The following is a 16,544-nucleotide window of genomic DNA, read 5'->3' on the forward strand; positions in this document are numbered from 1 at the left end:
TGCTGCCGTTATTCAGCAGCAATAGTTGTTAGTGCCTTACACAAAATTTCAATCTCTTCATCGGTATTATAATAATGTACCGATGCTCGTACGATTGTGTTGAGGCTGTGCTTGTTCATATAAATAAGGGTTGATTTTGCCAAACCTACCGATACATTGATGTGCTGCGTGGCCAGTTCGGTTTTTACATGTGTACTTTCTATCCCTGCTACCGAAAAGGTGACAATGCCACATTGCTGGCTGCCGGTATCGTGTACGGTTATACCATCAATGGCCGCTAATTTCCTGCGCATGGATGCCGATAGTAACTGGATGCGCTGCCAGATCCTGTCGACCCCTAAGTTTAGTGCATATTCTACTGCTTTGGATAAGCCAAGGGTTAGTGCACGGTTTTTTTCATGCAGCTCAAACCGGCGGGCATCATCGCGCATTTTAAAATCGCTTTCGGTGATCCATTGCGTGCAAAAGCCATCTAACAGCAACAGTTTTAATTTATCCTGAACAGCTTTTCTTACATATAAAAAGCCCGTGCCCCTTGGTGCACGCAGGTATTTGCGACCGGTAACGGCCAGCATATCGCAATCAATTTCACGTACGTCAACAGGTATTTGCCCAATGGACTGGCAGGCATCAACCAGGTATAATATATTGTGTTTGCGCGCTATTTTGCCAATGGCCACCACCGGGATCATGCCACCCGCTGACGAAGCCGTTTGCGTAACCGCAATGAGTTTAGTTTGTGGTGAAATAGCTGCTTCCAAAGCCTGTAAAGGGAAATTACCATGCTCATCATTGGGAATCACCTTTAGCTCCACACCGTAGGTTTTCTGCACGTTTAAAAAACCTATGAGGTTGGAAACGTACTCCATTTCGCAGGTAATAATTACGTCACCTTTGTTAAATGTTATGCCGTTAAATGCCAGTCCCCAGCCTGCGCTTGCGTTTTCAACAATGGCTACCTCGTCAGTATCGGCGTTAATTAAGCGGGCAATCAGGTCATAGGTATTGTCCAACTCGGTTTTATATTTAAGCTCGGTTTCGTATCCGCCAAAGGTGGCTTCTTCCTGCAGGTAATTTACCATGGTTTCAACCACCACGTTAGTGGGCAGCGATGCGCCGGCATTATTAAAATGGGTAACCTGGCTTGTTCCGCGGGTTTCGGCACGTAGTTGTTGTATTTCCTGTTCGGTAAATGGGGTGGGTGTCATGGTTGGTGTTAAGTGGTTTAATTAAAAAACTATTTCCATCATAATATCTGCACGTTTGTAAGTGCCGGTTTCAACCGGAATTTCGGTAAAGCCCAGTTTATGATAAATGTGTATGGCATTTTTAAGTACCCGGTTTGAAAAAAGAACCAGCTTCTGCATCCCCATTTCGCGGGCCTTGTCAATGGCCGACTGGCATAAAAACTGACCGGCACCACCGCCATGATAAGTTTTATCAACGGCCATCTTCGTCATTTCATAAACACCATCTTCCATATAACGCAGGCCTACAGTGCCAATAATGTTTTGGTTTGATGTGACAAATAAAATCTTGCCGCCATTTTTCAGGATAGCTTCTTCCGGGTGCTCCAGCATCCATTTATCAAAGGGTTCTACGGTAAAATATTCTTCGAGCCAGGCCTTGTTTAAATTTTCAAAATAGGGCTGATACTCGGGCTGGTAATCAATTAATTGCAGTTCCATTTCTCTGTGCGTTTTATTAAAAGCAAAGTAAAAGCATATTTATATGGCAAAACAGATGCACAATTGTTATTTTTGACCATAACAGATTTTTGCATGGAAAACGTAATGCACACCGCCGAAGCTGATTTTTTGTATGCCCAAATTGCATCGCGCATAGCGCAGCAGATACAACAAAACCTTTTAAAACCCGGCGACAAGCTGCCCTCCGTACGTGCGCTAAGTCATGAACAGGGCATCAGCATAAGTACAGCTTATAAGGCCTACGTGGAACTGGAGAATATGGGGCTCATAGAGGCCCGGCCCAAATCTGGCTATTACGTTAAATTTTTACCGGCCCGTTTTACAAAACAACCTGAGCATAAGCATCCGCCTGAAAAAATTGCGCAGGCCAGCGTTGCCGAAATGATAGCTATGGTTTACCACAACATGGCCGAGGAAGATGTTTTACGCTTGTCGCGCTCGTCGCCATCTATAAATTTAATACCGGTGGCCAAGCTTAATAAATCAATGCTGGAAGCCATGCGCAAAAGCCCTACCGGCAATGTTAATTACGAAAAATTACAGGGGAATACCGAACTGCGCAAGCAGGTAGCCAAACTGGCGTTTAACTGGGGCGGGCGCATTACCGAAGAGGATGTGGTAACTACGCAGGGCTGCATGGAAGCACTGGTGTTTTGTTTGAGAGCCGTTACCAATTCTGGCGATACGGTGGCTATTGAAAGCCCTACTTATTTTGCCATTTTTGAAATAATGCAAAGCATGGGCCTCAACGTACTTGAAATACCGGTTGACCCTGTTACCGGCGTAGATATTGAATACCTTGAACAAGCCATTACCAAGGTTGACATTAAAGCCTGCCTTTTTGTATCAAACTTTAGCAATCCGGTTGGCAGCTGCATGCCCGACGCACGAAAACAGCAGCTGGTTACCCTGCTTGCCGGTAAACAGATCCCCCTGATAGAAGATGATATTTACGGCGAAATTTATTTTGGAAAAAGCCGGCCACGCACCTGCCAGAGTTTTGATACCGAAGGTTGGGTGATGCTATGCGCATCGGTTTCCAAATCGCTGGCGCCGGGGTATAGGGTGGGGTGGTGCATTCCGGGGCGCTTTAAGGCGCAGGTTATCAATATTAAAATGATGCATACCATCAGTTCGGCCACGCCAACGCAAGCGGCAATAGCCCATTTTTTTGAAACCGGCCGGTACGACCTGCATATGCGCAAACTGCGTAAAGCGCTATTTACCCAATGTCTGCGGTATAGCCAGGCAATTGCCACCTACTTTCCGCCGGGTACTAAAATAAGTCAGCCCCAGGGTGGTTATGCTTTATGGATACAGCTTCATGAAAAAATTAATGCTTTTGAGCTTTACCAGTCGGCTATGGCACAAAACATCAGCATAGCACCCGGGCAAATTTTTAGTACCGATGCCCGGTTCAGCAATTTTATCCGCATCAGTTTTGGTATTACTTATGATAGCGTGATAGAGGAGGGTATTAAAACGCTGGGCAAACTAATAGCCGATAGTATTTAATTCTTCCTGAATACTTGGCCTGTTTCCATTGTTTTGATTACTAAGAAACGGGTCTAAAAACGAAAGTTATTCATTGCCGTTGACTTTAGTCAACGGTAATAAAAGGCATTATTACGGGCTTTAGCCCAATTATCCAAGCGACATTTGGGCTAAAGCCCTCGTTTTCTACTCATTATTCCGTTGACTAAAGTCAACGGCAATGAATTTTATAGCATACTCAAATAGTTTAAATCAAATTTAGACAGCTTCTACGAAAAAGGCAATACAAAACCATCCCATGCTATATGGATGCAGCACAGGATGAAAGTTATGTTTAATAAAATTTATTTTACGGCTATAAGGTCTACCATTTTTATCACCGGATCTGCCGATAATAATTCCGGTGCCTTTGCCATAAGGGCATTGGCTATTGGTCCGCTCAGGTGCGCGGCACGACCGCTCTCTGCCTCAAACGTATCAAAAATACCAAACGACGATGGGCCGAACTGCAGCGCGTACCAGCTGATTGTCTGTTCTTCGGCCAGGGCCAAAGGCAATGCGCTTTTAAGGAAATCTGCTAATTCCTGCTCTTTTCCCGGTTTGGCCTCTAAGGTTGCCAGTAATGCTAATTTAACCATGGTAGTGTTTTTTAAAGGATATACGGAATTAGTCGGTGGTGCGGTGCTAACCTTACAGAATAAAAGTAAAATTTATTTATGCCGAATGATCAAATAATCCACACCCTCATTTTCGTTTTTACCATTTGTTAAGTGGATGGGGCCTTAAACCCATGACCTTTGTGGTATAATAAAAACAAACATCATGGAAAATAAAGTAAAGGCATCTTATTCATTAAAAAATAAACGCGTTGTACTATTGGGTGCAAGCGCCGGAATTGGTTTGGCCACCGCACAGGCCGCCGCCGCCGAGGGTGCGCAGGTAGTTATTGTATCGGGTAATCAACAAAAAATTGATAATGCACTCACCGAATTGCCGGCTAACAGCGAAGGTTACGCCATAAATTTAAGCAGCGAGGATAATATCAAAAACTTTTTTAGCACACTGGGCACATTTGATCACCTCGTATACACCGCCGGCGAAAATCTCACACTCAACATTATTGCCGAAACCGATATTGAGCAGGCACTTAAATTTTTCAACCTGCGTTACTGGGGTGCGCTTACTGCCATTAAATACGCGTCGCCATTAATTAGTGCCGGGGGCTCCATTTCATTAACCAGCGGTACGGCGGGTACGCGCCCCGGCAGCGGCTGGGCTTTGGCCAGCAGTATATGTGGTGCTATTGAAGGTTTAGTTAGGGCTATGGCCGTTGAACTTGCGCCCATCAGGGTGAACAGCGTAGTACCGGGCGTTATCCAAACCGGCCTTTGGGATAGCATGAATGATATCGACAGGAATAATTTTTATAAAACTATGGAAGATGCCCTGCTGCTTAAACGCATAGGCCAGGCCGAGGATGTAGCGCTTGCATTTGTGTACCTCATGAAACAGCAATTTGGCACCGGCCAAAATATTATGATTGATGGCGGAACTGTATTGGTTTAATTATTCGTTGGCTAAAGTATACTAAAAGGAGAATCCTGAACACTAATAGCGCATAGTGTTTGGGATTCTTTTTATTTAGGATATTGGCATTTCATTCCATTGAATTAGCATAAAGAATTGTCATGGTGACAAATAAAATTATAGTTTTACGGTGTAAACAAAATCAATTACCAATTCTTTATGAGAAGAATACTCCTTATTGCTGCGCTGCTTTACACATCTGTTGTAAGCGCGCAAAACCGGCAAGCGCCTGCATACCCGCTTGTTACACATGATCCGTATTTTAGTATCTGGTCTGATAATGATACGCTTAACGCCTCCACAACCAAACATTGGACGGGTGCCAGCCAATCATTAAACGGCATCATCAGCGTAGATGGCAAGCTGTACAGCTTTTTAGGAAAAACAGAAAAGGTGTACAACACTGTTTTGCCCGCATCAGACGAAAGCAACTACACCGCCAAATACACGCAAGACAAACCGGCCGATGGCTGGGAAGCTGCCAGGTTTAATGACAACACCTGGAAAACAGGCGAAGCCCCATTTGGCTTTGATAAAGGCGATACCAAAACAACCTGGAAAAGCAAAGAGCTTTGGGCCCGCAGAGCTTTTAACATAGAAAAGCTGAGCTCAAATAATTTATACCTGAAGATAAACCACGATGAAAACGTTGAGGTTTACCTTAACGGCAAATTGGCCTACAGCAAAGTGGGCTGGACGGATAATTTTATCTATGTACCCATCAGCAAGTCGCTTTTACAACAGGGCGAAAATACGCTGGCCGTACACATCGTTAACGTAACCGGCGGCCAATGGCTTGATGTTGGTTTGGTAGAAGAACCCGATAATAAAGACATTGCCAACATACAGGCGGCAAAACAAAAAAGCCTTCAATTTAACGCCACCCAAACCATATATGAGTTTACCTGCGGCGCAACGGATCTTAAGCTAACATTTACGTCGCCTTTGCTGCTGGATAACCTTGATCTTTTAGCAAGGCCGGTATCTTATATTTCGGCTAAGATCAACTCCAATGACGGGGCAGATCATCAGGTAAAACTATACTTTGGCGCTTCAACCAATATTGCGGTGCATAATACTTACCAGCCGGTAAAAGGAGTTGCCTACACACGTAACGGTCTTGAAATTGTAAAGGCCGGAACCATGGAGCAGCCCATTCTGAAAAGATCTGGCGATAACGTAAGGATAGACTGGGGTTATATGTATGTGGCCGTTCCGCAACAAACAAAGGCTATCCAAAATGTGAGCACCGAATTAAACGCGCTTAAATCACTGGTTGATGGTAATGCCGCCGGGCAAACTGAGCTATACGGCAGAAAGCTGATGCTGAATACCGTTATTCCGGTTGGTACGGTAGGTAAAAACGTAGTTGAGCAATATGTGATGATAGGGTACGATGATCTGTTTTCGGTTCAGTACTTTCATGATAACCTGCGCCCATGGTGGAACACTAATGGCACCGAAACTATTGAAAATCAATTGTCCCTTGCCTCACAGCAATACGCCGACGTGATGCAGAAATGCGAGGCTTTCGACAAAAAATTATATGACGATGGTGTTAAAAGCGGCGGCGACAACTATGCTAAACTTTGCATAATTGCTTATCGCCAGGCTATCTCGGCCCACAAGCTGTTGAAAAGTCCTGAGGGCAAAATGCTGTTCATGTCTAAAGAAAACTTTAGTAATGGATCTATCAATACGGTCGATCTGATCTATCCATCGGCACCGCTGTTCCTTATTTATAACCCCGATCTGTTAAAGGGGATGATGAACAGTATTTTTTACTACAGCGAAAGCGGTAAATGGACCAAACCTTACTCGGCCCATGATTTGGGAACTTACCCTATTGCCAACGGACAAACCTACGGTGAAGATATGCCGGTAGAGGAATCGGGCAATATGATCATTTTAGCTGCCGCGATAGCCAAAGCCGAAGGCAATGCCAGCTATGCAAAAGCACACTGGCAAACCCTTACAACCTGGGTAGAGTATTTGGCGAAGGATGGTTTCGACCCTGCCAATCAATTATCGTCTGACGATTTTGCGGGGCACTTAGCCAGGAATTCAAACTTATCTGTAAAAGCCATTGAGGCCCTGGGCAGCTACGGAATGCTGGCCGATATGCTGGGCGAAAAAGCCGTTGCTAAAAAGTACCTGTCTACCTCAAAGGATATGGCAAAACGCTGGATGAAAATTGCCGATGCAGGCGATCATTATGCGCTTACCTTCAACAACAAAAACACCTGGAGCCAAAAATATAATATGGTTTGGGACAAAGTGCTCGATTTAAACCTGTTCCCTAAGGAAGTTTACAAAAAGGAGATCAACTTTTACCTTACCAAACAAAACGAATACGGGCTTCCTTTGGATAGCAGGGAAACGTACACAAAATCTGACTGGGTAATGTGGACCGCAACTCTGGCCGATAATCAGAAGGATTTCAAAGCCCTTACCGACCCAATGTACAAGTTTGCCGTTGAAACGCCAGACAGGTCGCCGTTAACCGACTGGCACCGTACAACCAATGCCCGCCGTATGAACTTTACGGCCCGCAGCGTTGTAGGCGGTTATTTTATAAAAATGCTGGAAACCAAATTGAAAAAATAAAGGTCCTGCTTTAAATGTGTGTAAAACCCTCCCTGCTTTATTGGCAAGGGAGGGTTTTGTGTTTTATAGCTATATTGAGCATAAGCAAACGTTTGTGTAATGTTCAAGGCTGTAAGTAATAGCCTTGGGTAATATATTTACTGTATGGACCTAACCAGTTTTATTACCCGTCATATTCGCCGCGTTTCTTTATCGCAAGGGCGAAGAATAGTATCGCTTACCATCGCGATAGCAGCATGCTCTAATTTCGCCTTTGCGCAGGGCAATAACGCCATTGTACAGTCGGTGCCCGATATTAAGGCGGTGCAGCCAGGCGATAAACAGATCGTTTTCCCGGCAAGCCCCGATGGTTACCATTTGCTGTTTAATGGCAGCGACCATTTACCCGTTGTTGATAGCAGCGGGCATATTGTAAATCCCCTGGTGGCGCAAAAAGTAAACCTGTATTTTCAGCTGGTTAGTAACGTGGTAGATACGGTTAAGTACGATGTTTCAAAACAAGTACTTATCCCGGGAAAGTTTGCGGATAAAGGCGATAATGCGCAGCCCTTTGTTATCCCCGCATTGCGCGAATGGCATGGCAATACAGGTAATTATATATTGAAGCCGGGTGCCCGCATCGTTATCGGCAAAGCCAACAAAGTGGCCCTGCAAAAAATAGCAGCCATTTTAAAACGGGAGATAAAAGAACAAACAGGCTTTGATTTAGCTGTAGCAGTCGGCAGGCCTAAAAAAGGAGATGTTTTTTTAACGCTAAACGAGGCAGATAAAAGTATTGGCGAAGAGGGTTACTATTTTAAGGCCGATGACTATATCAGCATCAGTGCCATTAAATACCAGGGATTGTTTTGGGGTACGCGTACCTTGCTGCAATTGCTGGAGAACAAAACCACCATCCCCAAAGGCATAGCCCGTGATTATCCCGAATTTAAAGTACGCGGATTTGTGCTGGATGATGGCCGTAAGTTTTTTAGTCTGGCGTTTTTGAGGGATTATGTGAAATTCATGTCGTACTATAAGATGAATGATTTTCAAATCCACCTGAATGATAACGGATTCAGGAAATACTTCGGTAATAAATGGGATAGTACCTATTCGGCCTTTAGGTTGCAAAGTTCCACCTATCCGGGTCTTACCGCTAAAGATGGCTCGTATACCAAACAAGAATTTATTGCGCTGCAGCAATTGGCAACGGATTATGCCGTACGTGTTATCCCCGAGATTGATGTGCCTGCTCATGCGCTGGCGTTTACAAAGGTGGTCCCGGAAATTGGTAGCAAGCAATACGGTATGGATCACCTCGATCTGCACAATCCGTTAACTTATAAAGTAATTGAAAATGTATTTAAAGAGTATCTGGGTGGCAAGCACCCTGTATTTACAGGCAACGAGGTACACATAGGCACCGATGAATATGCCAAACCGGAGGCGGAAGCTTTCCGCGCTTTTACCGATCATTTTATTAAATATGTGCAGGGTTTTGGCAAAAATGTAAGGGCTTGGGGCGCGTTAACCCACGCGGCGGGTAAAACTCCGGTAGCAGTTAAAAATGTAACCCTGAATACCTGGTACAATGGCTATGCAAATCCCATCGAAATGAAAAAACTGGGCTACAACCAAATAAGCACGCCCGATGGCTGGCTGTACATTGTACCTGCTGCCGGTTATTATTACGATTACCTCGACCTCAAAAATCTATATGACAACTGGACGCCATCTATTATTGGCGATGTAAACTTTCAGCCCGGTGACCCAACCATTATCGGCGGTTCCTTTGCCGAATGGAATGATGTGGTTGGCAACGGCATAAGCGAAAAAGATGTACATGATCGCGTATTCCCTGCTATGCAGGTGTTATCACAAAAAATGTGGGCCGGCAGGCAGTCCATCACATCATTTGAGGATTTCAATACTGCAAGTAAGCAAACAGGCGAGGGGCCATCGGTAAACATCCGGGGTAAGATCAGCAGGGATACAAATGCGACGATATCGTTTAACCTTAATAAAGCGGATAAGCGTGTACAATTGCATAACGCTCATTATACTACGGGTGAGGGTGCATCCTTGTCATTTTCTGGGAAGGGTAGTTTTGCAACCTTGCCTTATAAGGAGATAGGTTATGATTATACTGTTTCTTTTTGGATAAATGCTGCAGCAGATAACGCGGCAGATGCAGCCATCTTCAAATCATCCAACGCAGTTGTGAAACTAAAACAGGCGAGTACCGGTAAATTAGGTTTCTCCAGGGATGGTTATGATCTGGATTTTGACTACACCATTCCAGAAAATATATGGACGCATATTGTAATTTCTGGTACCAGCAAGGGAACAAGCCTGTATGTAAATGGCAAACTGCAAAAGAAACTGTACGACAATTGGATCCAGTTTACGGATAAGGAAAAAACAAAAACCCGTAAGGTAGAAACCCTGGTTTTTCCGCTAAATAAAGTTGGCGGTTTCCATGGCAAAATACGCGGCCTGCAAATATGGAGCAAGGCACTGGCTGATCAGGAAATTGACGGCAATAAATAAATACAAAATTCCGGCCTTTAAGAGTTCTCCCGGTATTTTACGTTGGTTAGCTTATTTGGTTTCAGGTATAGGTAATCGTTTTTAAAATCGAGGATCATATTAAACCGCTTTAAAAGATCATTGCCCAGGTAATTCATTTCAAAACCCATTGGGTTTTTGCCGCTTAAAAGAAGTGTAGGGACATTGGGAAGGTCGAAACCATTGATCTTGAAAAGTGGTGATAGCACACTTCTGATTTCATATTTTGCGCCCGTTGGGTCATGAATTATTAATGATTTGATCAGTTTTAGATTGGTAGGAAAGGCTTGTTTTGCTACCCAGCCGCTATCTAAAATAAGGGCCTGCTCAGATCCGGTATCCATTGAAAAATTGCCGGTGTATATTTTGTTGGCTATTTCAAAACTGCCCTTAACAAAGGCAAAAGAATGGGTAAATTCCATTTTTGATTTAACATAGCCATTTAATTTGCCTGGCATTTTTGAGTGAATAATTAAAAGATTGCTGTCGTAATTAATTTCAACCTGTTTGCCTTCAAATACGTTAAAGCCAATGCGGCCGTCCATTTCATGCGCTGTTATGTTACTGGTTAAAATTTCGGGGTTATCAAATATCAGGTTACCAATTTGCAGCTTAAATACCTTGCTCAAATTCCTAAAATTCGGTTTTACTTTACCGGCCAAAGCATCGGGTTGATTGGCCAATAGTTTTGTCTTCTTTAATACTGCATCCCGCGTTAAATGAAAATCGAAGGAGCTGACATCAAAGTGAAGGTTTAGCGTGTCGGTATTATTAATTACAGCTACTATTTTAATGGCGTTATATGCGGTAAGGGTAAAGGGAATGGTATCTGCCTTAACGCTGCTGCTTTTTAATTTGCTTTCGGGAGGGATAGCGCTGGCAATTTGCGTGTAGCAGGAGTCCTTACCGTTTAGCAATACCACAAAGTTGAATTTTGTTCCCGGTTTCACTTTAACCCTTATCGAATCTATATCGGTATAAAAAGTAACCCATTTGGTTTCCCTGGTCCTATCGGCAGTAAAAACATCCAATTTGGTTTGGGGTTCAAGCGTCCAGCTGTTTTTCTCAAAGTTACCTCCATCATTAATAGAAGCTTTTTGGGCGGTAGCCTTAATAACCGGCAGTTTTGATTGCCCAAAAGCAGATTGAACACATAAAAATGAGATAACAAGGAGAAAGTATTTCATAGGGAATAAATTAATTACGCATTGTAATGCCCTTAAAATTACATTCAATTATTCTACAAAACAAGTAAAGACGAGGCTGCCGATTAAAAGCAGGACGGTAAAGGTTGCCGGTAATGTGGTGTGGCTTTATATTGCGGCATAAAACCAATTACATAACCTGCGCATCAACATAAACTCACCAGGTTTATGCCGGTGCCTATCAACTAAATCACTATGTCGCTGTTAAGAAACACCTGTTTATACCTGCTTTTATTTTGTTTTGTAATAAACGGTGTAAAAGCCCAAAACAGCACTGCCGACCGCACGCAGATCCCGACAGATCTCAAGGCGCTTGAAACCGGTTTTATAACAGGTGCCGACACCATACAAACCAGTGTTTACTGGTATTGGTTATCGGGTAATGTTTCAAAAGAAGGGGTTATAAAAGACCTGGAAGCCATGAAAAAGGTGGGCATCAACCGGGCGTTCATAGGCGATATCGGTTTAAATGATGTGCCCTATGGTAAGGTGAAATTCCTTTCGGATGAATGGTGGGATATTTTGCATACCGCGCTTAAAACAGCTACCCGTTTAAATATCAAAATAGGAATGTTTAATGGTCCGGGGTGGAGCCAGTCGGGTGGGCCTTGGGTTAAGCCGGAGCAAACTATGCGTTACCTTACCTCGTCGCAGGTAATGGTAAAGGGGCCATTATTATATAATAAACAGCTGGCAAAGCCGCAGGCCAATTTTCAGGATGTAAAAGTGCTGGCATACCCCGTGCCTGCCGATTATGATGCCGATATCAGCCTGCTAAAACCCAGCTTTTCTTCAGAACCGGTTATAGATTCATTGAGCAATTTAATGGATAATAACCTGGCGACGGGCATTCACCTTAAACAAGGTCAAAAATTTTCGCTGGATATAAATACGCAAAAGCCGTATACGGTGCGCAGTGTAACGGTATCAACCCTGCATCAGGCGGTGTATATGGAGGGGGATATACAGGCAAAAATTAATAATGCTTACGTAACAGTTAAGCACTTTGTAATTGACCGCCGGAGCCCGGCGGGTAATTTTGGTTTTTTGTCCTGGGCCAAATCAGTTATTGCTATCCCTGCTACCACATCGGCAAGCTTCAGGATCTTGCTTACAAACGTATCGTCCAATTCGGGGATAAGCGAACTGAAGCTATCATCTACCGCCATGGTTGAAAACATTATGGAAAAAACACTGGCCAAAGCGTGGCAAACCGAAGACCTGATCTGGAACGCCTACCTATGGGATGCACAACCCAATGAAGCATCCAGCTATGTGATTGACCCTGCAAAAGTGGTAGATGTTTCTAAATACATGGCTGCCGATGGTACGCTGAACTGGAAGATCCCCGCAGGGAACTGGATCATTGAACGTACCGGTATGACGCCAACCAACGTGCATAACGCTCCCGCAACACCCGAAGCCACCGGTTTTGAAACCGACAAAATGAGCAAGGCGCACATCGCTGAGCATTTTGAAAACTACCTGGGGCAGGTATTGAAGCGCATCCCTGCAGAAGATCGTAAAACATTTACCGTGGTAGTGGCAGACAGTTATGAAACAGGCAGCCAAAACTGGACCGACCTGCTGATCCCGGAATTTAAAGAGAAATATAACTATGATCCTACGCCATTTATCCCGGTTTTACAAGGCAAGGTGGTTGGCAGCGCACAGTCGTCAGATCGTTTTCTGTGGGATCTGCGCCGCTTAATTGCTGATGATGCTGCGTTTAATTATGTGGGCGGACTGCGCGAGGTAAGCCATAAACACGGGCTTACCACATGGCTGGAGCCCTACGGTTATTTTGGGTTCCCGGCGGAGTTTTTACAATACGGGGGCCAATCTGACGAGGTAGCCGGTGAGTTTTGGTTCGACGGTAGATTGGGTACATTAGAGAACAAGGCTGCCTCTTCGGCGGCACATATTTATGGTAAGGTTAAGGTATCTGCCGAGTCGTTCACTTCGGCGGGTGTTGCCTGGCGTGCAACCCCGGCAAACTTAAAGGCCCGTGGCGACCGTTTTTTTACGGACGGGATAAATAATACCCTGCTGCACGTTTTCATCCACCAGCCAGATGATGAGCCTAAGCCGGGCGTAAGTGCATGGTTTGGCACCGAATTTAACCGTGGGAATACCTGGTTTTTTGATATGGATATTTTTGTAAAGTATCTTAAACGCTGTAACCTGATGCTGCAACAAGGGCAATATGTTGCCGATGCCGCATATTTTATTGGGGAAGATGCCCCTAAAATAATGGGTATTACCGACCCTGAACTACCTAAAGGTTACTCCTTCGATTATATCAACGCAGATATAATTAAAGGTACACTGACCGTAAAAAACGGTAAACTTGTTTTACCAAACGGTATCAGCTACAGTATCCTTGTTTTACCTAAGCAAAAAACCATGCGGCCGGAGTTGCTGCTGAAAATAAAGGAACTGGTGCAAAACGGCGCGGTGATATTAGGGCCGAAACCCGAGTTTTCGCCAAGCTTGCAGGGGTATCCGCAGGCAGATAAACAGGTGAAATCTGTTGCCGATGAATTATGGGGTAATGCAGATGGGGTTACCAATAAGGTAAATCATTACGGCAAAGGTTTAGTATTAAACGGCATGGATATGCAGCAGGCGCTGAACCTGGTTAGGGTAATGCCCGATTTTAAAATAGCCACCGGCGATGCACCCCTTTTTATCCACAGGCAGTTAAAAGAGGGATCGGTATATTTTATTTCCAACCAAAAAAACGAAGCGGTTAATATTACGGCTACCTTCCGCGTAGCTGGAAAGCAACCCGAGTTGTGGGATGCGGTAACGGGTATCACTCGTACGTTGCCATCATTTACACAAACCGATACCACAACCACGCTGCCCATTAAGCTTGCCGCTAACGGAAGCACATTTATTGTTTTCAGGAACAACGGTACAAAGGGCGATACCACAAAAGCCAACTACCCGGCGGTTGAGAAAAGCATTGCCATCACCACACCATGGACAGTAACTTTTGACAACAAAAGGCGCGGACCAGCGAAACCAGTAGTATTTAATACGCTTACAGATTGGTCGCTCAATGCAAATGATAGTATAAAATATTATTCGGGTGCGGCTTTGTATCGTAATAGCTTCCCGGTAAAGAAAGTAGATAAAGGCGTAAACTATGTGATTGACCTGGGCCTGGTAAAGGATATTGCCAAAGTAACGCTTAACGGGATTGAGCTGGGCGGATGCTGGACACCACCATACCAGGTTGATATTACCAAAGCCCTTAAACCGGGCTCAAATAAACTCGAAATAAGGGTGGTAAATACCTGGGCCAACCGTTTACTGGGTGATGCACTGTTGCCGGCAGATCAACGGAAAACAACCGTAGTGCTTGGTCCCGACCCAAGGGGCGGTTTGGAACAATCGGGCTTATTAGGGCCGGTTAAAATTGATTTGGTTAAACAATAGCAATGGCTAAAAATGGATGCCGGTGTATTCATTTTGGCTACAACAATAGTGGATTAGGTTAAGTGTGCTCCTGTTTTGTTGCGGAATTTTGTGTTATTAAAAAACATCAAAATGAAAATCATAGTAACAGGTTCATTAGGACACATTGGCAAGCCATTAACGCAGGCGTTAGTGCAAAAAGGACATTCGGTTACGGTTATCAGCAGTAATCCCGAAAAGCAGAAAGAGATTGAAGCCCTGGGCGCAAGCGCAGCTATAGGCTCGGTAGAGGACGTTGATTTTTTAACGGCCACCTTTACCGGTGCCGATGTTATACATGCCATGGTACCACCCAATATTGGTGTGCCAGATCCAATTGCACGGCATCAAAAAATAAGCGAAATTCTCGTGCAAGCTATCAGTGCTTCGGGTGTAAAACGGGTGGTTTATGTAAGCAGTTACGGTGCCCACTTGGAAAAAGGTACAGGGCTGATTGTTGGTCACCACCATATGGAAAATGCTTTGGAGGCGTTGCAATTGGAATCGCTTACACATCTGCGCGCTACTTACATTTACTATAATGTATACGCTTACGTAGGTATGATAAAAAAACTGGGTTACATTGCCGCAAATTATGGTGATGACGACCTGACGATATTGGTATCGCCCATAGATATTGCCGCCGCCGCAGTAGAAGAGATAGAAGCTAAAACCACAGGCCTGAAAGTAAGATACGTAGCAAGCGACGAACGTACCTGCAATGAAATTGCCCGCGTTTTAGGCCAGGCTATAGGTAAACCCGATTTAAAATGGGTAACCATCAGCAACGAGCAAATGCAAAGCGGTATGGAAGCAAACGGTTTATCAGCATCGGTTGCCGCCAACCTGGTTGAAATGTATGGCGCCTGCCATACCGGTTTATTGCATGAAGATTATGACCTGCACAAGCCCAAATTGGGAAAAGTTAAGCTGGAAGAATTTGCAAAAGAATTTGCCGCGATATTTAATCAAAAATGATGAACTTGTAATATGCCAAACGCACAGCTTCACCGTATTAAAACCATTACCGAGTATCACCGCGTTATGGGCCTCCCCAAACCGGAGCACCCGTTGATCAGTGTGATAAATATGGAAACCATTACGCATATGTTTGGCGAGGAGCCAACAAATTTGATCTTTGATTTTTATTCCGTTTCATTGAAAAGGGATTTTGGTGCCAAGATCAAATACGGGCAGCAGGCTTATGATTTTGATGAAGGCATTATGTTCTTTATTTCGCCCGGCCAGGTTTTTAGCATTGAGGTTAAATCGGGCACTGTATTAAAAAGATCGGGATGGATGTTGCTCATCCACCCCGATTTTCTTTGGAATACCTCTTTGGCTAAAAATATAAAGCACTACGAATTTTTTGATTATTCGGTAAACGAAGCCTTGTTCCTTTCAGAAAAGGAGGAGGCAACGATTATCGACATGATGCATAGCGTTGAGCAGGAATACCAATCCCGGATTGATAAATTTACCCAGGATGTGATGATAGCCCAGTTGGAGCTATTGTTTAAGCATGCCGAAAGATTTTATGACCGCCAGTTCATCACCCGTAAAATAAGTAATCACCAGATACTGTCGCGGTTGGAGGATCTGCTTACTGCTTATTTTAACGGCGAGGAAATTACAAAACACGGGTTGCCTACCGTTACCTATCTCGCGCAGGAATTAAATGTATCGCCCGGTTATTTAAGCGGATTGCTAAAGTCACTTACCGGCCTTAATACGCAGCAGCACATCCATCAAAAGCTCATTGATAAAGCAAAGGAAAAATTATCAACCACCGGTCTGTCAATAAGTGAAATAGCGTACGAGTTAGGGTTCGAGCACCCGCAATCGTTCAGTAAATTATTCAAAACAAAAACCAATCTTTCCCCGCTGGAATTCCGGCAGTCGTTTAATTAAACAAGTCAACCATTTC

Annotated in this window: 11 protein-coding genes; 7 read left to right on the forward strand and 4 right to left on the reverse strand. The window is 44.2% G+C overall.

All coding sequences use genetic code 11. The features are described 5' to 3' along the window. Positions 1-8 precede the first annotated feature (8 nt). A complete protein-coding gene (locus BLS59_RS16680) occupies positions 9-1,208 on the reverse strand; it encodes an aminotransferase class V-fold PLP-dependent enzyme (protein WP_091150649.1) in 1,200 nt (399 codons plus the stop codon). A gap of 21 nt (positions 1,209-1,229) precedes the next feature. After that, on the reverse strand, positions 1,230-1,688 hold the full coding sequence (locus BLS59_RS16685) for a GNAT family N-acetyltransferase (protein ID WP_091150652.1): 459 nt from the start codon (positions 1,686-1,688) through the stop codon (positions 1,230-1,232). Positions 1,689-1,781: 93 nt separating this feature from the next. On the opposite strand from BLS59_RS16685, the gene BLS59_RS16690 reads away from it, so the two are divergent. Beyond that, positions 1,782-3,224, forward strand: a complete 1,443-nt coding sequence (locus BLS59_RS16690; protein WP_162842658.1) for an aminotransferase-like domain-containing protein — start codon at positions 1,782-1,784, stop codon at positions 3,222-3,224. Between the two features lie 323 nt (positions 3,225-3,547). Here BLS59_RS16690 and BLS59_RS16695 read toward each other — a convergent pair whose 3' ends face one another. Next, a complete protein-coding gene (locus tag BLS59_RS16695; protein ID WP_091150654.1) occupies positions 3,548-3,841 on the reverse strand; it encodes a putative quinol monooxygenase in 294 nt (97 codons plus the stop codon). A gap of 184 nt (positions 3,842-4,025) precedes the next feature. On the opposite strand from BLS59_RS16695, the gene BLS59_RS16700 reads away from it, so the two are divergent. From BLS59_RS16700 to BLS59_RS16710, 3 genes are all read left to right on the forward strand, one after another. Then, complete coding sequence (locus BLS59_RS16700) at positions 4,026-4,769, forward strand: SDR family oxidoreductase (protein WP_091150656.1); 744 nt, start codon at positions 4,026-4,028, stop codon at positions 4,767-4,769. Between the two features lie 180 nt (positions 4,770-4,949). After that, on the forward strand, positions 4,950-7,397 hold the full coding sequence (locus BLS59_RS16705; RefSeq protein ID WP_091150658.1) for a glutaminase family protein: 2,448 nt from the start codon (positions 4,950-4,952) through the stop codon (positions 7,395-7,397). Between the two features lie 144 nt (positions 7,398-7,541). Then, positions 7,542-9,929: a family 20 glycosylhydrolase gene (locus tag BLS59_RS16710; RefSeq protein ID WP_091150660.1), complete on the forward strand. Its 2,388-nt coding sequence runs from the start codon at positions 7,542-7,544 to the stop codon at positions 9,927-9,929. A 17-nt stretch (positions 9,930-9,946) separates the two neighbouring features. On the opposite strand, the gene BLS59_RS16715 is transcribed toward BLS59_RS16710, so the two are convergent. Further along, positions 9,947-11,134 (reverse strand): hypothetical protein, encoded by a 1,188-nt coding sequence (locus tag BLS59_RS16715; RefSeq protein WP_091150662.1) that lies wholly within the window; start codon positions 11,132-11,134, stop codon positions 9,947-9,949. A gap of 213 nt (positions 11,135-11,347) precedes the next feature. Between BLS59_RS16715 and BLS59_RS16720 the strand changes: the two genes are divergently transcribed. From BLS59_RS16720 to BLS59_RS16730, 3 genes are all read left to right on the forward strand, one after another. After that, complete coding sequence (locus tag BLS59_RS16720) at positions 11,348-14,599, forward strand: glycosyl hydrolase (protein WP_091150664.1); 3,252 nt, start codon at positions 11,348-11,350, stop codon at positions 14,597-14,599. Between the two features lie 111 nt (positions 14,600-14,710). Beyond that, positions 14,711-15,595 (forward strand): NmrA family NAD(P)-binding protein, encoded by an 885-nt coding sequence (locus BLS59_RS16725; protein WP_091150666.1) that lies wholly within the window; start codon positions 14,711-14,713, stop codon positions 15,593-15,595. A gap of 12 nt (positions 15,596-15,607) precedes the next feature. Next, positions 15,608-16,528 carry a helix-turn-helix domain-containing protein gene (locus tag BLS59_RS16730; protein WP_091150668.1) on the forward strand — a complete coding sequence of 307 codons (921 nt, stop codon included), beginning with the start codon at positions 15,608-15,610 and terminating at the stop codon, positions 16,526-16,528. The last annotated feature ends 16 nt before the right edge of the window (positions 16,529-16,544 follow it).

Source organism: Mucilaginibacter pineti (assembly GCF_900101875.1).
In the GTDB taxonomy this organism is placed as follows: Bacteria; Bacteroidota; Bacteroidia; order Sphingobacteriales; family Sphingobacteriaceae; genus Mucilaginibacter; species Mucilaginibacter pineti.